General features: G+C 47.2%; 19 protein-coding genes. 11 read left to right on the top strand and 8 right to left on the bottom strand.

Annotated features, from left to right (window positions below):
* The first annotated feature begins 427 nt into the window (after positions 1-427).
* Positions 428-991: a NapC/NirT family cytochrome c gene (locus KV201_RS16755; RefSeq protein WP_006079625.1), complete on the top strand. Its 564-nt coding sequence runs from the start codon at positions 428-430 to the stop codon at positions 989-991.
* A gap of 102 nt (positions 992-1,093) precedes the next feature.
* On the opposite strand, the gene KV201_RS16750 is transcribed toward KV201_RS16755, so the two are convergent.
* Together KV201_RS16750 and rsmD are read right to left on the bottom strand one after the other, a co-directional pair.
* Positions 1,094-1,378 carry a DUF1145 domain-containing protein gene (locus KV201_RS16750; RefSeq protein WP_226059961.1) on the bottom strand — a complete coding sequence of 95 codons (285 nt, stop codon included), beginning with the start codon at positions 1,376-1,378 and terminating at the stop codon, positions 1,094-1,096.
* The gene (gene rsmD / locus KV201_RS16745; RefSeq protein WP_006079628.1) at positions 1,353-2,021 is read right to left on the bottom strand and encodes a 16S rRNA (guanine(966)-N(2))-methyltransferase RsmD; all 669 of its coding nucleotides are present in this window, start codon (positions 2,019-2,021) and stop codon (positions 1,353-1,355) included. Before rsmD ends, KV201_RS16750 begins: the two co-directional genes overlap by 26 nt.
* A gap of 213 nt (positions 2,022-2,234) precedes the next feature.
* Between rsmD and ftsY the strand changes: the two genes are divergently transcribed.
* From ftsY to rpoH, 4 genes are all read left to right on the top strand, one after another.
* Positions 2,235-4,124, top strand: coding sequence for a signal recognition particle-docking protein FtsY (ftsY, locus tag KV201_RS16740; RefSeq protein WP_226059960.1), 1,890 nt, complete (start codon positions 2,235-2,237; stop codon positions 4,122-4,124).
* A gap of 3 nt (positions 4,125-4,127) precedes the next feature.
* On the top strand, positions 4,128-4,841 hold the full coding sequence (gene ftsE / locus KV201_RS16735; RefSeq protein WP_006079632.1) for a cell division ATP-binding protein FtsE: 714 nt from the start codon (positions 4,128-4,130) through the stop codon (positions 4,839-4,841).
* Positions 4,838-5,803, top strand: a complete 966-nt coding sequence (gene ftsX, locus KV201_RS16730; protein ID WP_006079633.1) for a permease-like cell division protein FtsX — start codon at positions 4,838-4,840, stop codon at positions 5,801-5,803. The genes ftsE and ftsX overlap by 4 nt, the downstream gene beginning before the upstream one ends.
* A 224-nt stretch (positions 5,804-6,027) precedes the next feature.
* Positions 6,028-6,885 carry an RNA polymerase sigma factor RpoH gene (gene rpoH, locus KV201_RS16725; protein WP_006079635.1) on the top strand — a complete coding sequence of 286 codons (858 nt, stop codon included), beginning with the start codon at positions 6,028-6,030 and terminating at the stop codon, positions 6,883-6,885.
* A 100-nt stretch (positions 6,886-6,985) separates the two neighbouring features.
* Here rpoH and menE read toward each other — a convergent pair whose 3' ends face one another.
* The 5 genes from menE to KV201_RS16700 all read right to left on the bottom strand — a co-directional run bounded on the left by menE (position 6,986) and on the right by KV201_RS16700 (position 13,193).
* Entirely contained in the window at positions 6,986-8,398 is a 1,413-nt protein-coding gene (gene menE, locus KV201_RS16720; protein WP_226059959.1) for an o-succinylbenzoate--CoA ligase, read from the bottom strand.
* Position 8,399: 1 nt separating this feature from the next.
* Positions 8,400-9,500: an o-succinylbenzoate synthase gene (menC, locus tag KV201_RS16715; RefSeq protein WP_226059958.1), complete on the bottom strand. Its 1,101-nt coding sequence runs from the start codon at positions 9,498-9,500 to the stop codon at positions 8,400-8,402.
* Positions 9,501-9,527: 27 nt separating this feature from the next.
* Positions 9,528-10,322, bottom strand: a complete 795-nt coding sequence (menH, locus tag KV201_RS16710; protein WP_226059957.1) for a 2-succinyl-6-hydroxy-2,4-cyclohexadiene-1-carboxylate synthase — start codon at positions 10,320-10,322, stop codon at positions 9,528-9,530.
* A complete protein-coding gene (gene menD / locus KV201_RS16705) occupies positions 10,322-12,043 on the bottom strand; it encodes a 2-succinyl-5-enolpyruvyl-6-hydroxy-3-cyclohexene-1-carboxylic-acid synthase (RefSeq protein ID WP_226059956.1) in 1,722 nt (573 codons plus the stop codon). The genes menH and menD overlap by 1 nt, the downstream gene beginning before the upstream one ends.
* Before the next feature lie 181 nt (positions 12,044-12,224).
* Positions 12,225-13,193, bottom strand: coding sequence for a LysR family transcriptional regulator (locus tag KV201_RS16700; RefSeq protein WP_006084593.1), 969 nt, complete (start codon positions 13,191-13,193; stop codon positions 12,225-12,227).
* Between the two features lie 409 nt (positions 13,194-13,602).
* Between KV201_RS16700 and KV201_RS16695 the strand changes: the two genes are divergently transcribed.
* The 4 genes from KV201_RS16695 to nrfD all read left to right on the top strand — a co-directional run bounded on the left by KV201_RS16695 (position 13,603) and on the right by nrfD (position 16,252).
* On the top strand, positions 13,603-14,079 hold the full coding sequence (locus tag KV201_RS16695) for a DUF2726 domain-containing protein (protein ID WP_006079641.1): 477 nt from the start codon (positions 13,603-13,605) through the stop codon (positions 14,077-14,079).
* A gap of 77 nt (positions 14,080-14,156) precedes the next feature.
* The gene (locus tag KV201_RS16690; RefSeq protein WP_011845461.1) at positions 14,157-14,618 is read left to right on the top strand and encodes a nitrite reductase; all 462 of its coding nucleotides are present in this window, start codon (positions 14,157-14,159) and stop codon (positions 14,616-14,618) included.
* A gap of 9 nt (positions 14,619-14,627) precedes the next feature.
* Entirely contained in the window at positions 14,628-15,314 is a 687-nt protein-coding gene (locus KV201_RS16685; protein WP_006079643.1) for a 4Fe-4S dicluster domain-containing protein, read from the top strand.
* Complete coding sequence (gene nrfD, locus KV201_RS16680; protein ID WP_006079644.1) at positions 15,311-16,252, top strand: cytochrome c nitrite reductase subunit NrfD; 942 nt, start codon at positions 15,311-15,313, stop codon at positions 16,250-16,252. The genes KV201_RS16685 and nrfD overlap by 4 nt, the downstream gene beginning before the upstream one ends.
* A 279-nt stretch (positions 16,253-16,531) precedes the next feature.
* Here nrfD and KV201_RS16675 read toward each other — a convergent pair whose 3' ends face one another.
* A complete protein-coding gene (locus tag KV201_RS16675; RefSeq protein WP_006079646.1) occupies positions 16,532-16,963 on the bottom strand; it encodes an Lrp/AsnC family transcriptional regulator in 432 nt (143 codons plus the stop codon).
* Between the two features lie 252 nt (positions 16,964-17,215).
* Here KV201_RS16675 and yjeH point away from each other — a divergent pair, with 252 nt between their 5' ends.
* The gene (yjeH, locus tag KV201_RS16670; RefSeq protein WP_107949838.1) at positions 17,216-18,478 is read left to right on the top strand and encodes an L-methionine/branched-chain amino acid transporter; all 1,263 of its coding nucleotides are present in this window, start codon (positions 17,216-17,218) and stop codon (positions 18,476-18,478) included.
* Between the two features lie 288 nt (positions 18,479-18,766).
* The gene (locus KV201_RS16665) at positions 18,767-19,591 is read left to right on the top strand and encodes an HDOD domain-containing protein (protein ID WP_012586447.1); all 825 of its coding nucleotides are present in this window, start codon (positions 18,767-18,769) and stop codon (positions 19,589-19,591) included.
* Positions 19,592-19,624 lie beyond the last annotated feature (33 nt).

Raw genomic sequence — 19,624 nt, 5'->3', positions numbered from 1 at the left:
TGACAAGCTAGCAAGAAATTACGCCAGTATGGTGTCACTGGCGTTTATGTTAATGTGGCTGCCGATGTATTGCTGAACAATATTTGTACAGCAAAGATCAACAGACCCTAAACAAAACGTCGTTTAGATCACATTTCTATTTTCTAGAAATGATTTGATAGTTATTGATTCTCAAAGGGGAAATTCCATCGCGATAATCGCTAACTTGCGATTATGGGGTGATTGCATTAGCTTTAGTTAAAGTGCATTGCAGCTCAGCTAGCGGTTTTTACCAAATGTCGTCCTAATAGTTAGAGCTAAGTCTCATTTTGCGCTTTTAAGGTTAATTTAATCGGCAAATTTCGGCTTAAAATCAAATTTCTAATAAATGAAAGAACATAAACTAGTCTTATAAAAACTAATTTTGACAATTTTTGGAGATAGAGTGATGAACTGGCGTGCACTATTTAAACCTAGCGCAAAATATTCAATCCTGGCGCTACTGGTCGTCGGTATTGTTATCGGTGTTGTGGGCTATTTCGCAACCCAAACAACCTTACATGCAACCAGCCAAGACGCATTCTGTATGAGCTGCCACAGCCAGCATTCATTGAAAGATGAAGTGATGGCGTCTGCCCACGGTAACAACCGTGTGGGTATCGTGGTTCAGTGTCAGCAATGTCACATCGCACAGGAACCATTCCAATACCTGAAGAAAAAGATCATCGTTTCTAAGGATGTTATTGGTTTCTTAACTATCGATGGCTTTAACACGCAAGCATGGTTAGATGAAAACCGTAAAGAACAAGCTGAGTTAGCGCGTGATTACCTACGTGCAATCGATTCTTCAACCTGTCAAAACTGTCACAACCGTATTTATGAAAACCAATCAGAAAATATGAGCAAAATGGCAGTGAGAATGCACAGCAATAACTTCAAGAAAGCCCCTGAAGACAGAAAAACCTGTATCGACTGTCACAAAGGCGTCGCTCACCCTTACCCTAAAGGATAAGGTTTAACGATTAACTTGCGTTATCGTTAGTCATTAAAAAGCCCTCTGTTGAGGGCTTTTTGCTGTCCGTGTCTGAGTACCTGATGGTGTCTAAATGTTAGGTTAACTCGCTGGAGTCATCACTTTTTGTCGATAAGCTAACAGGCTAAAAATACCGAAGATAAATACTTGCAGATAATCAAGCTTTGTTAATGGCAGTAAGGTCTTAAATAGCATGTGGAAAATGGCCACTTGGAAGCAGTGCATCATGCAGGTTATGCCAAACAGGATATTCAAAATAATTGCCACATTACCTTCAAATGGCACAACCAAGTTGTAGGCCATCATCAACCAAGCGATGAGGGTAATGGCTTTACCTAGGTTAATCAGCAAGGGCATGGCTTTCATCTTCGATAGGCTCGGCAGTGTTTTCGGCTTGATATTGATATAAGCGGTAACTCACTTGCCCCGCATTCTTTTCTTTCAAGGCGTGCCAGCAAGGTGGAATGGCCAGTTGGGTTAATTCAGATTCGATCTCGACATAAATCAGCGCGCCATCATTGAGCCAAGCTTGAGTATCGAGCAGTTGAATGGTCTTTTCTGCCAATCCTTTGCGAAAGGGCGGATCGATAAACACCACATCGAAACCTTGCTCGCAGCCCCTTTGCAACACCACTAAAGTATCGGCGTTGAGCACTTCGGCCTTGTCGCATTTTAGGGTTTGCAGATTTTCTTTTAATTGCATGGCTGCGCCGCGTTGCAACTCGATAATCTTGGCGAAACTGGCATAGCGAGATAGGGCTTCGAGAGCTAAAGCGCCGCTGCCGCCGAAACAGTCGAGCACTCGCGCATTAACTAAGTCATTGGCAAGCCAGTTAAACAGGGTTTCGCGCACTCTGTCTGTTGTCGGGCGTAAACCTTCGAGATCTTGAATAGGTAAACGACGCGAACGCCATTGGCCCGCGATGATCCGCACTTGACCGCTACCGGGTTTATTTTTGGCTGTTGGACTTTTGGTCACATTATTTTTGACCGTTCGATTCTTAACCAAAGTGCCCCCGTGATTTTGCCTGAAGAAAGAAAGTGGTAGACTATGCCACCTTAATAAAGGCCACTATTTTATATCAAAGTCTCACTAAAAGGTGAGAAGGCTGAGTGAGCTTAGCTAATTGCCGACTTTTTGGGCGTAATTGCCGAGGCAATCTGGTATAACATCAGGGTCTTATTCAAAATTCAACACTGAAGTAGAGCGCTGGAATCACACATGGCAAAGAAAGGTTTTTTCTCCTGGTTTCGTAAAGATAAGTCACAAGATGAGGTCGTCGCTGAAACTCCAGTTGTTACTCCAACACAAGACACTGAAGCAGCAGAGCGTTTAGAACAGGAACACGCAGAGGCGCAACGTTTAGCTGCTGAGGCTGAGGCTCAAGCGGCCGCAGAACAGTTAGCTGCCGAGCAGGCGCAAGCCGAGCGTATTGTCCAAGAACAAGCCGCAATCGAAGCCCAGCGTTTAGCCGAGCAACAAGCCGAAGCGGCGCGTCTGGCGGCTGCTCAGTTAGAAGCGGAACAACTTGCGAAAGTGCAAGCCGAGCGTATTGCTCAAGAGCAAGCGCAAATTGAAGCCCAGCGTTTAGCCGAACAACAAGCCGAAACGGCGCGTCTGGCGGCTGCTCAGCTAGAAGCTGAACAACTTGCAGCAGATAAGTTAGCCGCTGAACAAGCTGCAGCAGAGCAACTTGCTCAAGCCCAAGCCAAGGCTGAAGCCGAGCGAATTGCCCACGAACAAGCACAAATCGAAGCTCAACGTTTAGCAGAACAACAGGCCGAAGCGGCACGACTGGCGGCAGCTCAGCTAGAAGCTGAACAACTTGCAGTAGATAAGTTAGCCGCTGAACAAGCTGCGGCAGAGCAATTAGCTCAAGCGCAAGCCAAGGTTGAAGCCGAGCGAATTGCACATGAGCAAGCACAAATCGAAGCTCAACGTTTAGCCGAGCAACAAGCTGAAGCGGCACGACTGGCGGCTGAACAAGCTGCAGCCGAGGAAGCTGAACGTGCTCGTGTTGCCGCCGAACAAGCCGCTGAAGCGTTAGCTGCGGAGCAACTCGCTGCTGAAGCATTAGCACGTGAGCAAGCTGAAGCGTTAGCGCAACAGCAGGCCGAAGCTACGCAAACCGCTGGGCCCGTGACTGAATTACAGCCAGAGCCGCAGGCTAGACCCGTTAAAGAAGGGCTATTTGCTCGTCTGAAACGCGGCTTGATGCGTACCAGCGAGAATATTGGCAGTGGTTTTATCGGCCTATTCCGCGGCAAGAAAATCGATGATGATCTGTTTGAAGAACTCGAAGAACAGTTATTAATCGCCGATGTTGGCGTCGAAACAACCACGCGTTTGATCAAGAATTTGACCGAGCAAGCATCGCGTAAGCAATTGAAAGATGCTGAAGCTTTATATGACTTGTTACGGGAAGAGATGCAGAAGACGCTCGATCCAGTCGCAATTCCGTTAGTGCCAGACAATGCAAATGGCCCATTTGTGATCTTAATGGTCGGCGTTAATGGTGTGGGTAAAACCACTACTATCGGCAAATTAGCCAAACAATATCAGAGCCAAGGTAAGTCGGTGATGTTAGCCGCGGGCGATACCTTCCGTGCAGCTGCGGTAGAACAGTTACAGGTTTGGGGTCAACGTAATGATATTACTGTGATTGCCCAACATACGGGTGCCGATAGTGCCTCTGTACTGTTCGATGCTTTGCAAGCGGCTAAAGCCCGTAAAGTGGATGTGTTGATCGCTGACACTGCGGGTCGTCTGCAAAACAAAGCGCACTTGATGGAAGAATTGAAGAAAGTGGTGCGAGTGATGAAAAAGCTCGACCCTGATACGCCACATGAGGTCATGCTGACACTAGATGCGAGCACGGGACAAAATGCGATTAGCCAAGCGCAATTATTCCAAGAAGCCGTAGGTGTAACGGGTATTACCATCAGCAAGTTAGACGGAACGGCTAAGGGCGGCGTGGTCTTTGCGATTGCCGACAAGTTTAATATTCCGATCCGTTACATAGGCGTGGGTGAGCAAATTGATGATTTGCGAACCTTCAATTCGAAAGAATTTATCGATGCCTTGTTCACTCAAGAAAAAGCGGATAGCTAATTTATGATTGATTTTCAGCAGGTCAGTAAGATTTATCCTGGCGGCCAAATGGCGCTGGAAGATGTGAATTTTCATCTACAACAAGGTGAAATGGCATTTTTAACCGGCCACTCAGGTGCGGGTAAAAGTACGCTGTTGAAATTAATCACGGTTATCGAGCGGGCGACGACCGGTCGTGTCGCCATCAATGGCCACGACATCGCCAAAGTTAGCCCTAAACATGTGCCTTATTTGCGTCGCAATATCGGCATGATTTTCCAAAACCATCACCTATTGATGGACCGAAGTGTGTTCGACAATGTGGCTTTGCCGCTGGTGATTGAAGGTTTCTCCCACGGTGAAATCCGTAAGCGAGTGGCCGGCGCCCTCGACATGGTGGGTTTGTATGGCAAAGAGCGCCATAACCCGATTATGTTGTCCGGCGGTGAACAGCAACGCGTCGGCATTGCCCGTGCGATTGTCAACAAGCCGCCCTTACTGCTCGCCGATGAACCAACAGGTAACTTAGATCCTAAATTATCGATGGATATTTTGCGTCTGTTTGAAACCTTCAACGATGCGGGAACCAGCGTGTTAATCGCTACTCATGATTTAGGCTTAATCGCGCGGATGAAATATCGCACTTTCACCCTCAAACAGGGTCGTATGTTGGGCGCACAGGAGTTACATCCTAGCGTGCATACGCGCGCGCCGACGAATAGAGGTGAAGGGCAATGAGCGACAGCGCTAAATTAACCCGCAGTAAGTTACCTCTGTCTGGACGGATTGTGATGTTCTTTATTCGCCACGTACAGCAAGCGATGGCGAGTATGGGAGAACTCTGGCGCAACCCAGTGTCTTCCGTGATGACGATGGCGGTATTGGGTGTGAGCCTGAGTTTGCCTGCGGCATTGCAAGTGTTAGTTAAAAACGCGGAGACCATTACCAGCTCGTGGAACAGCGCTGCGGAGATATCTTTGTTTATCGAAGACAATCGCAGCGAGCAAACGATTCAGAGCCTGCTGACGCGGATTCGGACTTATTCCGAAGTGGATAAAGTGCAGTACATAGATAAAAACCAAGCCCTAGAAGAGTTTCAACGCTTATCTGGTTTTGGTGAGGCCTTGGCCTATTTAGATAAAAACCCTTTGCCAGCGGTCATTACCGTTACGCCTACACCGCGTTACTCAACGCCAGTGGGCGCCCGTGAACTGTTAACTAAGCTAGAGCGCGAGCCTGAGATTAGCTTTGGCCGTTTAGATATCGAATGGCTAGAGCGGTTACAGGCGGTAGTGCGCCTACTCGAGCGCACTGTGATGGCGATTGCCGCATTACTCGTGCTGGCTGTGGTCTTAGTGATAGGCAATACGATTCGCTTAGCGATTATGAATCGACGCAGCGAAATCGAAGTGATGAAGCTTGTTGGGGCAACCGAAGCCTTTATTCAGCGTCCATTCCTCTACACTGGGATTTGGTATGGTGTGATTGGCGGCATATTGGCTTGGCTTATCATTAACTTATTAGTGTGGTATCTCGATTCGGCTCTTGCCGAGCTGTTGGGCTTATATGGCAGTCAGCTCGAGATGAAATCGCTCACTTTTACTGAACTGCTGCAATTGGTTGGACTGGCGTCATTTTTAGGTTGGTTAGGTTCGTATTTGTCTGTACGTCAGCATTTACGGTCGATTGAACCTTCATAATAATCAGTCGATTAAACTAAAAAAAGTGATGAAAAAAATGCTGAGAAATGAACTTTTGTTCACTTGCAATGTCTACTTCAGCGAGGTAAAAAGGGTATCCGCAAACGAGCTGAGGTTGACATACTCTGTCAATTAGCCGATAGTTCGTGAGCTTATTCTTATGGTGTTTTGTTATTGAACCTTAGAATGCACTCGTAAGTAGTCTGATAAATGTAGGAGAGCGAATGACCTTTCAAACGCAATCAATGGCACTGACAGTCCCACAGGGCGCCAGTAGTCTAGAAGCTTATATCCATTCAGTGACTAGCATCAGCATGCTGGACGCTGAGGCTGAGTATGAGTTGGCCAAGCGTTTACAGGAAACTGGTGATCTACAAGCTGCGAAGCAACTGATTATGTCGCACTTACGTTTTGTAGTGCACGTTGCAAAGGGCTATTCAGGCTATGGTTTGCCACAGGCAGACCTGATCCAAGAAGGCAACATAGGCTTGATGAAAGCGGTTAAACGCTTCGATCCCGATGTTGGCGTGCGTCTAGTGTCTTTTGCTGTGCACTGGATCAAAGCTGAAATTCATGAATATGTGCTGAAAAACTGGCGCATTGTTAAAGTCGCGACCACTAAAGCGCAACGTAAGTTGTTCTTTAACATCCGTAAAGCGAAAAAACGCTTAGGCTGGTTCAGCGATGCCGAAGTCACTATGGTGGCTGAAAATTTAGGTGTGTCTAAGGCCGATGTGACCGAAATGGAATCACGTATGGCTGCGCAAGATCCGGCATTTGATTTAACCAATGATCAAGACGAGGAGCATGATTTTGCCCCAGTCCATTATTTGGAAGATCATTCATCGGATTTAGCGGAAAACATTGAAAACGACAACTGGGAATCGAATGCCCAAGGTCGGTTATTATCGGCCATCAAAACCTTAGACGAACGCAGCCAGCATATTCTGCGCGCCCGTTGGTTAGATGACGATAAAACCACACTGCAAGAACTTGCAGAGACTTATCAAGTGTCGGCTGAACGTATTCGCCAACTTGAGAAAAATGCCATGAACAAGCTGAAAGCTTGCATGGAAGCCTAAGTCGCATCACGTGTAAGGTGACTGTGATTTAGCCATAAAAAAACCTGCTACGGCAGGTTTTTTTATGGGTGAAATTTGGCTTGATGACGTTGATGATAAATCAGTGTTTAACAAGATTAGCTATCAAGGCTTTTCTGTTTACTTTCAGTCCTGTCTGCTCATGATTTTCTGGCCATACATAATATTGTCTTGGGCGTTTGAAACGGGCGATTTTGTCGGCGAGGAACAATTCGAGTTCACTTGCAATCGATTCTGTGTGATGAGTTAAACTGCCGCGAATGATAGCGGCGGGGAGATTGCCAAATTGTGCATCGGGGATGGCGAAAACGATAGCATCGTCTATCTGTGGGTGCTGTTTAAGTGCGGCTTCGATTTCTTCTGGTTGGATGTTTTCGCCGCCACAGATGAACATGTTATCGACGCGGCCAAGGATGCGCAGATTGCCATTTTCGTCCCATTCGCCCCTGTCTTTGGTATAAAACCAGCCATCTTGATCCACGCCAGCTCTTATTCCCTCTGAACTGAGGTAGCCCATAAACAGGGATTCGCCGCGCACCCAAATCACACTGTCTTCGATTTTAAGCTCACGCTTGGGGAGTAATTTGCCACTGCTGCCGTCGCTTAATGCGAGACCTGTGGTGATCTGCGAGCCCATTTCCGTCATGCCGTAACTCGTATAGCTGGCGATATTGCGTTGCTTAAGCTGCGCGAGTAAGTCTATCGAGACTGCGCCGCCGCCCAGCAATAGGGCTTTGATACTTTTAAGTTTACTACTTGTATCGGCTAATAACTTACTCAGTTGTGCTGGCACCAAAGAGAGGTGGGTTAGCTTATCTTGGTCAATTTGCTGACTAAGACTCAGCGCGTGATCTGGCATAACAACAGTGGCACCGGCTAGGGCACAGCGGTTCAATATCGCTAGACCGCCGATGTGGAATAAGGGCAAGGAGAGCAGCCAAGCATCACCTTGTTCGAGCGGGATTAAGCTGCGGGCGCCTTCGGCATTGGTAATATGGTTGGCTAAGCAATGGACTGCCGCTTTTGGAAAACCGCTAGACCCCGACGTTAAAATCACATTGGCGGGTCGGGTAACATCGATAGGCTGGGCTAACTCGTTGCTGAGGCGATTAAAATCTAAGGCTAATTGGCTGCAATTCTGCAGATCAGAAATCTCAGCACGCCAAACATAGTGGATCTGATGTTGATCAATTAAGCCTTGGATCTGCGCGAGGGGAAAACGTGGCGAGATAGGAAAAAAGATTACTCCTATATCGATGCAGGCCCAATAGAGGCAAATCATCTCGAGATTATTCAATGAAATGCAGGCGAGTGGCTCACCCTCTGCGATGCCTGCTGCTCTTAGCTGCTGACCCAGTGCGATAACGCGTTGACTAAGCTCAGAGTAACGAATGTCTTGTCCCGCCAGCTTGATGGCCGTCTGCTGTGGAAACGCCAGCGCGGCTTGGTGCACGGGGGACAGTGCTAGCGACTTCGATAGGCGTTTGTCAGACAAACTAGTTTTCCTCACGCTTGGCTGCACCCAAATCACTTTGCGGCGTTGAATCAATGGCGTGTTGTGCAATGGGTTCAAGTTGGGCGAGTGTGAGGCAGTGGTTTTTACCCGATGACACGACTAAATCTTGGCTAAAGGCGCTGAGGGTATCGAGTCCTGGGATTTCATCGGGAGTGAGAATCGCGGATAAATGGGCCAGATCGCTAATGCCTAAACTGCTTTCAAGACTCGAACTGATAATGCAACGCACGCCATAGCTTTGCGCCGTCTCGATTAAATTAGCTAGCTTTTCAATACTGCCGAGCAGCATAGGTTTGATGACGAGCGAAGTCAGGCCATTTTGCATCGCAAACTGATAATCGGGATCGTTAAGTGATTCATCGAGGGCGTAGGGCATACCAATCGCTTGATAAAATTCCAGATTATCCTGTGGATTCTGGCAAGGTTCCTCTATGTATTCGATGGTGTCTAGGGGCAAACAAGCGGCAAATTCGATGGCTTGTTCCAGTGTAAACCCTCGGTTTGCGTCTAAACGTAGCTTGAGATCGGGGCGGGTGCGTAAAATGCCATAAATCAGGCTCAGTTCGTCTTCGATTGAGCTCTGCGCGACTTTAACTTTCACCGAATGAACATGCATGCCGAGCGCCGCAACTTTGTTATCGAGCAAGTCTTTGCCCGCATCCGTTGGATGATAAATCAAAGGGACTGTGGCGGTTTGTGGGCGGATAGCATCGAGCTTACCCATTAACTTGGCATGCAACAGACTTAAACCGAAGGCCAAGGAAGGGTAAGGACTTTGCTCGGCGTAATCCAGCAGGGTATCGATATGCTGACCGCAGAGTTGGGGTAATAACTCAGTTAACGCCGTTTGCACTTGCGCCAGTGCTTCGCGGCTGAACCCCACTAAGACTTGTTCATCGACATCTATGCCAGAGAGTGGGGCAATTTCAACTTCGACTTGTCTGTATTCGTCACCAACATTAGCGCTGGCGCAGGCTTGCAATACTAATCCAGCCCTGTGGTCGATGCGTTGCTTGCCTACGGGCAATAATACATCGAGCGGTAGTCGATATTGATACAGGTTAAGCGAAGTTAAGATCATATATTTCCTACATTTTAATTCTGTTATTTACCCAAGTAATTTAACTATTGTTGTGATTAATGCCTCGGGAGCTGCTTGGTGTATGTTGTGTCCGGCGCCGCTAATACTGTGGACGAGAATGGGCGCGTTTAATTGCCACTCTTGGGCGAGGGCGTGAAACTTGGCATCTTGGCTGCCCGCAAAGAAATGGCATTCACAGGCAAGTTGTGAAGGCACATCCCACATCGATGCTTGGCGCGCAAGTGAAGTGGCTAAGAATACCTCTTTAAGCAGCTGTTTGGGATGCTGATCTAAGACGGCAGATCTCTGCTCGATTAAGGCTTTACGTTTGGCGGCAGTCATATCGGCAAATATGGGCTGCTGATACCACAAGCTTAAAAAATCTTTGCTAGCCAGATGCAATAATCGCTCGGCCCATTGGGCATCATTCTTGGTTCTGGCCGTTTTTTCTTGCGGTTCTACCAGTCCTGGGTGGCAGGATTCGAGGTTCAGACTTAACAAGCGCTGCGGATAGGCTTTTGCAAGGTGCAAGGCAATACGCCCGCCTAAGGAATAACCGTAGAGATGAAACGGTTCGGGACTTGGATTAAGGCTATCGAGCCGCGCCATTATGTTTTCGACGCAGAAATCAAAATCGAGCCTAGCCTCAGTCGACCCTTCAGCTGGATTATCTCCATGGCCCGGCAGATCCAAGCAAATACAATGGAAGTGCTGGCTTAGCGCAGGCATTAACGGCAACCAGTCCGCCTTAGTGCCTAAAAAGCCATGCAGTAGCACTAAGGTCGGTAGTGAAGGATCGCCGTAACGGGCCATGGTTGGCATTAGCTTTGTTTCACCCAAAGGTTGAGCGCGGCGATTTGGTCGCTGGCTTGGTTTTGGCTCACATTGACTTCAATGATCGAAGCCCCCTGAAAATCCAGCGCTTCATTATAACTATCTTGAAAATCGGCTAAATTATCCACTTGATTATAGGGCAGATTAAACATGGCTGCGGCGTAGCCAAATTCTAAGCCATGGCTAAGTCGATAATAATCACTGCGGACTTGTTCATTGGGAACCGGCAATAAGTTAAAGATATTGCCGCCATCGTTATTGAGGATCACGATCACCAGCGGGCTCGTTAAGCCTTTGGCGATGGCCAGCGAGTTAAGATCGTGCAGTTGCGATAAATCACCGATGATCAAACTGGTGGCTTTGCCTTTGTGGGCCGCAATGCCGCAGGCGGTGGCGAGTAAGCCGTCAATACCTGAGGCGCCACGATTGGTATAAGTGGTCGCTGTGCAGCAACTGACAGGGGCATACATGTCGTACAAGCGTACAGGCAGGCTGTTGCCGATAAAAAGCTGCTGTTCTAAGGGACGAGTGTTGGCGATAGCGCGTATCACCTGCGCTTCACCAAATTCCCCTTGATCGATATTACGAACAAATAAGTGATGCAATTCATCGTTATAGGTGATTAAGATATTCGCCCAGTTCGCCGAGGATGAACGATACCAGTTCAAGGCCGCAAACTGCTCTGCATTAGCATGCCAAATGTGCTTCGCATTGTGACTCGGATCTAGCCTGTCTTGTTCGGGTAACACTTGCCAGTAGCTGTGCCAATTTTGCTCGGCGAGATAACTGATGACGCGTTTTGACAATAAACGCCCGCCGAATACGAGTACGCGATCGGCTTCCTGTAATAGATTGCGTGCCCTGGGATGTTGCAGCAGTTGATCGATATTGCCTATCGCCGCGGGATGTTGGCGCAGTTGCGACTGGGCATCGGTAAGTAACGGCCAACCGATTTTTTGCGACAGGGCGATAAGCTGCTGTGGATCTTGCTCGGGCGTGAGTGTACCGACAACGATCACGCCTTTACCGTGGACGAACCGCATAATGGCATCGTCACTGGGGCTGCTCAGCTGTTTGCTCTTGCCGTATTGAGTATACGGGCGGGCGAGTTGCAGCCAAGTTTGCAGTGGTTTGAGGTAAGGCGATTCGGCATCGAGAATCACGCCACTGAGTTCACTCGGGTACAAGGGCTCGCGATACATGCAGTTGATGTGCACTGGACGAGTTTGATTCGCCACTACCTCATCCACTGTGGTGAGCAATGCCTGCGGTGCGATATGCGCATCCGGCGTTGGCAAATTCACTTGGGTGGCGTAATTCGCAAAAATCCCCGGTTGGACTATGGCTTGATTGGCGCCGCAGCCAAGTAATTCGGGTGGACGATCGCCGCTTAAGACGATCAAAGGTACGTGGGTGAGCCAAGCTTCAACAATCGCAGGATACAAGTTAGCGACCGCAGTACCCGAGGTGGTGATGATAGCGACCGGTGCGCGGCTGGCTTTTGCCAGACCTAAGGCCATAAAGCCGAGTCCACGTTCGTCAAAATGCAGGTGACGCTGGAGTTTGGTTTGCTGGGCGGCGGCGAGGGTTAACGGCGTCGAGCGCGAGCCCGGTGCCATACACACATGTTGCACGCCAAGACGTGCTAACTCCTCAAGAATAAGGGCGCCCCAAATAAGATTAAGAGTGGCTGTATTTTCGGTCCGCATAGCTGAATCTATTAGGATAAAGATGGGCTTAGTGTAACGTGTTTATGCCCCAAGATGTATGCTTGGCTTAACAATTCTCGGCGGGTTTGTATGGGGGCTGAGGTGGAGCCTAAGCTAAGGCAAGGGATGCCTATCACCTCTGTACAGTGGCTAGTCTATAGGTTGTGCAAGCTGCTTTGGGCTAAATAATATGGTCAACAATCTTTTTAATCTGTCCACTTAGCCACACTAAATCATCATTCACTTTGCTTGGCTGATTTTTTTGCACTAAGAAAATGGTTGGCGCTTCGGCATGAGCATATAAACGTTCGGCTTCGAGTTGCGACAGTTGGCATGTGTGCAGTTCAGCCACATCACTCACCATCTCGTAAACCACGCGATAGGGCAATAACGACAGTGCCTGACTTTCACCTAGGTATTCAAACAAACTTGAAATACTGGTAATAGTAATTTCAGTATTGAGTTTAATGTTGCTCTTCAGACAAAACTCTTGGTAAGGACTGAGCTTAGAACTGGGATTACCGAGGTCGGTATTCACATAGGGATATTCTGCAATCGTCTCTAAAGTGATTTCCCGTTTGAAAATCGGATGATTACGGCTCGCAAGAAGGTAAACCTTATCCATGCTTTGCAGAGTGGTCGTCAGGAGTTTATCGCCAAAGGCGGCCACATCAGCCGTGCTTTTATTGCAGCAAATGCCCAGCGTAGTATCACCGTTAATAATGTCTTGGGTCGTATGCATAGACCAAGGGGTGATATTAATGTGCATCAGCTTCTGTTCATCTTTAATGGCCTGCATTAACGCTTTCGGAAAAGCGTAAGCAATCAAGCCGGGAGCAGCAATCTCGATATGCGTTTTCACTAAGTTAGCATTTGCGGCTCTGGCCTTATGAAACTTATCAGTACATTCAATGGCTTCTTTCGCGATTGGATATAAATGGGTCGCAAACTCATTGGGGAATAGTCCGTATTTACGACGAATGAAAAGTTCATCACCAAAAATTTCCCGTAGATTTTTAAGGCTACGACTAATTTTAGGAGCCGGAATATCAAGAGCCTTAGATACGTATGTTGCAGACTTGTTCTCATATAATGAAACGAGTATTTTCAAACTCAGAATATCTAGGCCATCCATGTTACTAATGTGCATTTTTTATATCCCTTTTATTGAGCAAATACTTTAAAGAACGATTAATTATGGCGTCATTAAATAAATTTAATGTGAAACATATCTCAACTTCAAAACTATAATATCGCAGTCTGCTAGTGTCGTTTTTAGATTTAATGTTTTTTATATTTCAAAATGTGATAAAGATAAATTTGGAATTTTAAAAGGTGAAATTCATTTAATTGAATTTCACATTGGCGATTATCAATTATCTATTTTTACATTCAAGATTTGCGCTAAATGGTAATGAGATCGAATTCTTAACTTGTTGTTTATTATTAAATTGCCATTGTTAAATGTGATCGTGTTCAAAAAAAATAAAACGCTTCACGTTAATACTAAAGTTGCTTTAAAAGAGATAACAAAAAATAAATAGGTTATTGGAGGCGTTATGAATACTTCAGTCATTCTCAGCTATGCGTTTATGTATTTCGTGCTGTTTGTAGCAGTGCCATTTGTTTTTGTCATGTTCGTCATGACCTGCATTAAGTTTTTTAAAGCAGGCCCCGATGAGGCAGAACATCATGAAATGAAACTTAAACCAGTACTGTTCGATAAACAAAGTTTTAACTTTTTTAAATCGTTAAAAACCGTAGTGGAAGGCAAATACGATGTTTGCTGTAATGTCCCGCTAGACACCGTATTTGAAATGGACCAGCATGACGCTGATTTAAATCACGAGTGCCGACTAGACTATGTGTTAATAGATCATGACTCATCTGAAGTGAAAATGGTGATCAGTGATTTTGGCAAAGAACACAACTCGCCAATGAAAAAGCTGTTTAGTAAGTTCAATATCAACTTTATTGAAATGAACCAACATAAACAGTGGGATACACAGAGCCTAAAGCAAGCGTTAGCCGTCTGATCCGACCGTCGGGTTCGGGTAACTCCGAACCCTGACACTCCTCTTCTCCCTTCCCAAAATAAATGTGAGGACTCCCTATGTCCAAAAGACAATGGCTGTGGTCGATTCGCTTGGGTGCAATTGCATTGCTTTTAAGCTTTGGTGCGACAAGTGCCGAGTCGGCCCTTCAAATTAACAGTGACACGACTTGTATGAAGTGCCACAAACGTAACGGTCAAATGTTAGGGCATCACGGCCAAGATGCGATGAAAATGACCTGTTCAACCTGTCATGGCGAAAAAGGCGACCACCCTAAAAAGCCGAATGATATCGTGGTGTTTGGTATGAAAGATGGCTCGGAGCTTGATACTCAGCTCGCCGTTTGTCACAAATGCCATACACAGCGAAAACTGGGTGAAACCGAATGGACGCATAATGTGCACGCACAAAAAGTGCCCTGTGCCGCCTGTCATAAATTACATAGCCCAACCGAACCTATGGCGGATATGACGCCAAAAGTTCGCAGTGAGCTGTGCCGCAATTGCCATAGTGGCCAGTAGGGGTAGGTTATGGAAAATTCAAAAAGAAGATTTCTAAAAGGCACATGTGCCTTATTTGCTGGCGCTACGGGCGCATCACTGCTCGCCACAGTGAATGCCGCTGAAGGTGCTAAAGCAGAGTCAGATATTAAATATGCGATGATTCATGATGAAACTAAATGTATTGGTTGCCGCGCATGTGAAGTGGCATGTCGTGAAACCAATCAAGTGCCAGAAGGCGTTTCTCGGGTCAGGATTGAACAAACCGGACCGTTCGGTGAGTATCCGAATGAGTATTATCACTTCAGCCGTATCTCTTGCCAGCATTGTGAAGATGCACCTTGTGTCAACGTCTGCCCAACGGGCGCAGCCTTTATTGATAAAGAAACCGGCATAGTGTCAGTCAATGCGTGGAAATGTGTCGGCTGCCAATATTGTATTGCGGCTTGCCCTTATAAAATTCGCTTTATTAACCCAGTCACCCACGCGGCGGATAAGTGTGATTTCTGCCGTGAGACGAATCTCGCTCAAGGAAAACAGCCTGCCTGCGTTGAGGCGTGTCCGACTAAGGCGTTAGTGTTCGGTAATTTAAAAGATCCGACGTCTGAGTTAGTACAAGTGCTGCGCGCTAATCCAACTCAACGCGCGAAAGTCGCCCTCGGAACGCGACCTAAGTTGTTCCGTATCCTGGCGAAATCTGGGGAGGTGATACTATGAGTGCCCTACATTTTGATACCTTAGTTTGGCATTGGCCGATTGCGATCTACCTGTTTTTGGCGGGTGTATCAGCAGGGGCTATGTTCTTCGCCGTACTGTTGAAACATTTTGTTTTGAAGCAAAACGCCTATCAGTCTGGCTTTGTGCGAGCCGCCTGTATTGTCGCCCCAGTCGCCGTGATGGCGGGCTTAGGCATATTGGTCGCAGACTTAACTAAACCCCTCGATTTCTGGAAGATTTTGGTGTTTTACAATCCTAAATCTGTGATGTCGATGGGCGTACTGATTCTGCTGATTTACCAAGTGTTTATGTTTATGTGGATTGGGTTAACCTTCCGTAAACCTGTGGATGCTTGGTGTGAATCGCGCTTTCCTATCGTCCTTAAACTGACGGCTTTGCTAGCTCGGTTTGAGGCGACGATCACGGGATTACTGGTGATTCTATCCTTAGCATTGGGCGCGTATACCGGCTTCTTGTTATCGGCATTACCTGGTTATCCCATGCTGAAAAATCCTGTGCTGCCTTTACTGTTCTTGGCATCTGGGCTGTCTTCCGGTGCGGCATCTTCTTTACTCGGTGGCGTGTTGATGAATGGCAAACCGAATGACAAAGAGGTGCACTTTATCCACAAGGTTGAAATCCCGCTGATCTTAGTTGAGATTGTGCTGCTGTTTACCTTCTTTGTTGGCTTATTGCTCACCGGAGGACAGAGTAAAATTGCCGCCTTTAATGCCTTAGGTTATGGCTTCTGGGGCTGGATTTTCTGGGTAGGGATTATCGGACTCGGTTTATCAGGCCCGTTAGCAATGAACCTGTTTATGACCACGACGTCGAAACGCAAATGGGCTTATGTAGCAGGGACGGCTTGCTTGAGCTTAATCGGGGTTTTGTTGCTACGTAACTTCATACTGTACACAGGACAAATGACGATCGCTTAAGGTGCGAACGCTTCATTCAAGACGAACAAGATGATAAGAATCAAGGAAATCGACGGATCGCGGAAACAATGTCAAAGGAAAACATTGTAGATGAGGCCCTTGCGGCGCTGGCTGAGCTCTCAAGGGGTAAGTCTAGTCGCGGTTGGTTGTGTAACAGGGAGGTCGCTGGGCAAGGATGCCATATTTTACACTTCAATATTTTGCCCTGCCTCCAAATGGGCCTCGCCACCTCTATTCCTTAGGGTGGCGTTTCTTGCTTTAGGGCCACTCGATTTTCCTTTACTCGCCTAAATTATTAATCCACTCACTCATCACCACATGGGTTTTGATCTTGATGATATCAGTGTGCGTGTCGATATATTCACGGATCTCATGCAGGCGGCGCATCGAGGGCGCATGCACGTACACGAGCAAATCCATGTCACCGGAAATACCACGGCAAGTGATCACTTCGGGGATCGCTTGGAATACGTGTACTACGTCGGCGCAACGTGGACATTGATGCTGGATTTCGAAGTAAGCCGACACCCCTTCTTTTTGCGACTCACTCAAGAGCACTTGATAGCCACGGATCACCCCAGTCTGTTCGAGTTTTTTAATCCGCTCGGCTACCGCGCTGCGGGAAAGGTTCACTTGTTCGGCAATATTCGACACGCTCTGGCGTGCATCCTGACGCAAACTATGAATGATGGCGGTATCGAATTTATCCAAGGGTGACTCCAGTGAAAATGGCTATATTGGATCTGTGTGCAATTTTTGCCATTGGTTTGAATGGCAACAGAATTTACTGAGTATTTGAGCTTATAATTTCACCACACCTTAAGCTGGCCATCATTTTGACGGAAATAACGCTATTTGCCGTGATTTTGCCGGTATTGGGCGTGGAGAACACTGAAATTAACGGCAGATTGTGGGGCAAAATCTCACTATACTGACAGCTCAAATACCACAGAATATTAACAGATGAATTCAAATAGCGGAACTATAGGTCGTTGGCAAGGTGCGGGTCTAATGGCGACCACTTTGCTCGGTACTGGGGTGTTTATTTTGCCTCAGATGACAATTGAAAAAGCGCAATCTGGCGCGCTAGTCGCATGGATATTGCTTACCTTAGCCATTATTCCTGTGGCGCTGGTTTTTGGCCGTTTAGCCAGTGTATTTCCCCATGCCGCTGGCCCCGCTTACTTTGTCGAAAAAGCCTTTGGTCGCACCGCTGGACGAACAATTGGACTGATCTTTTTACTGGTTGTGCCCATGGGCGCCCCCGCCGCGATTTTGATGACCTTTCAGTTTGTGAATGCCTTAATGCCGATATCGGGTTGGTCCAAGGTCAGTGTTGAAGTATTAGTGATTTTTGGCCTGTTCCTGATTAATTTAAGAGGCATTCAAGTGTCGGCCAAGCTGCAATTTGGCCTGACGTTGTGCATAGTGGCCGTCGTTGTCCTCTTATTTGGCGCAAGCAGTTTTCAGCCTGGTCATCTGACAACACTCGCCAGCCATGGTATGCCTGAAATGCCGACTGTGATGATTGCCGCTGGCATCGCTTTTTGGAGTTTCTTGGGCATAGAAGCGATGACCCATCTGGCCGATGATTTTCGCCGTCCGCAGCAGGATATGATCCCCGCTATGATGATGGGCACTGTGCTGGTGGGCGTCATTTATGTGGCTTGTACACTATTACTACTGTTAGTACCGACGGATAAAAGCGTCGCTATGATCGGCGTGTTTGATCAGTTGCTCGGTGGTTACGGCGCGCAAGTGATTGGCGTGTTGGGGATTGCAAGTGGATTGGCAACCGTGAACGTGTATTCGGCCAGTGCGGCACGTTTAGTGTGGAGCTTTAGTTGTGAAGGCATTTTGCCGCGCTTTTTTGCGGTGAAGAATGCCCACGGCGTACCTATTCGCGCACTGGCTGCACTGTTATCTGTGATGGCGAGCGTGATAGTGCTGACTTATCTTACTGGACAAGAGTTAGAACACCTTATTGCATGGAGCAACGGTGTATTTGTGGTGATCTATTTGATGGCTATGTTAGCGGCAGCTAAGTTATTACCGCGCCATAATTGGCCACTAGTAGCGCTGGGTTGTGCGTTTTGCTTGGCATTAGGTTTTGCCCTAGGTGCGAGCATGTCCTATGTGTTGGTGTTGATATTAGTGGTGGCGCCATTTCTGTGGTGGCAAAAGACCCATATCAGCCGCAAACAAGGTTTAGCGATTCCTGAGTAATATTCGGCTCCTCTGGGGCGAAATCAAAATGATGGGTTAATTAAGAAAGCACCGAACTCTTTATGGTTATTAGAGTTCGGGGCTTTTTTGTGTGGCTGAGTGGATTTCGTAACTGAATATGATTGAGTGCGATTAAATTGAATGAAATAAAGAGGTAAACCTTAAGTTTGATGGCCGGTAATAGGTGTCGCAGAAGGATTGCACATTACTGATATTTAATTATATCTCGCGAGCGAGGCGCTAGTTTGTGTTCTATATTTTGATCATTCATACAGAAGGAGCATAAAAATGGATTCAGCTGCGTTACTCAATCGAGTGGATGAATTACCCAGGTTACCCAAGGCGATCAGTGAACTATTAGACGCAGTCAATGATGATAATGCGACAGTAAAAAGTATTGCGACTAAGGTTGCGCACGATCCCTTAATCAGCGCGAGGGTATTACGCCTTGCCAACTGTGCCCACTATGGACGCAGTCGAGAGGTGGGTACGATCGACGAAGCCGTGGTGCGTCTTGGGATGCAAACCCTGCGTACTTTAGTGCTTGCATCGGCCGTCATTGGCGCGGTTCCTAAGTGTGAAGGAATCGACTTAGCCCAGTTTTGGGGGCAAACCTTTGAGATTGCCCTCTATAGCCAAGAAATGGCGAAACGTTGTGGTGCTATGCCTGAAGAAGCATTTACCTGCGGTATCTTGCACCGTATTGGCGACTTGCTCATTGCGGCTGTGTCACCTAAAGATGCGGCGAAAATTGCTGAAGCCGTGGCGCAGGGTAAAGATAAGCATGAGTTTGAGCGTGAGTTGCTTGGATATGATTCACCCGATATCGGCGCATTGCTGGCCAAAAATTGGAAATTCACCACAGCGTTGGTGGAAGGTATTTTATATCAAGATCATCCTAAGGATTCGGACCCATTCTCAAAACTTGCCGCATTACTATGCCTATCTTACAAAGTGCTGGATGAGTGGGACACTATTGAGGATGATGAGAAAACCAGTTGGTTATCTCAGTTAGCCACCAAGAAAGGATTAAGAATGGAGATGGGTGGATTGCGGACTAAGTTGACAGAGTTACGCGGTTCAGGATTCGAAATCGGTAAAGCCTTAGCTTAGGATTTAAGTGAGTTGGGTTTAAGTCAATCGCGC

This window comes from Shewanella sp. SR1 (genome assembly GCF_020447145.1).
GTDB classification, from domain to species: Bacteria; Pseudomonadota; Gammaproteobacteria; order Enterobacterales; family Shewanellaceae; genus Shewanella; species Shewanella baltica.
Note: the sequence above shows the minus strand (reverse complement) of the source record. Positions and strands in the feature narration are given on the sequence as shown.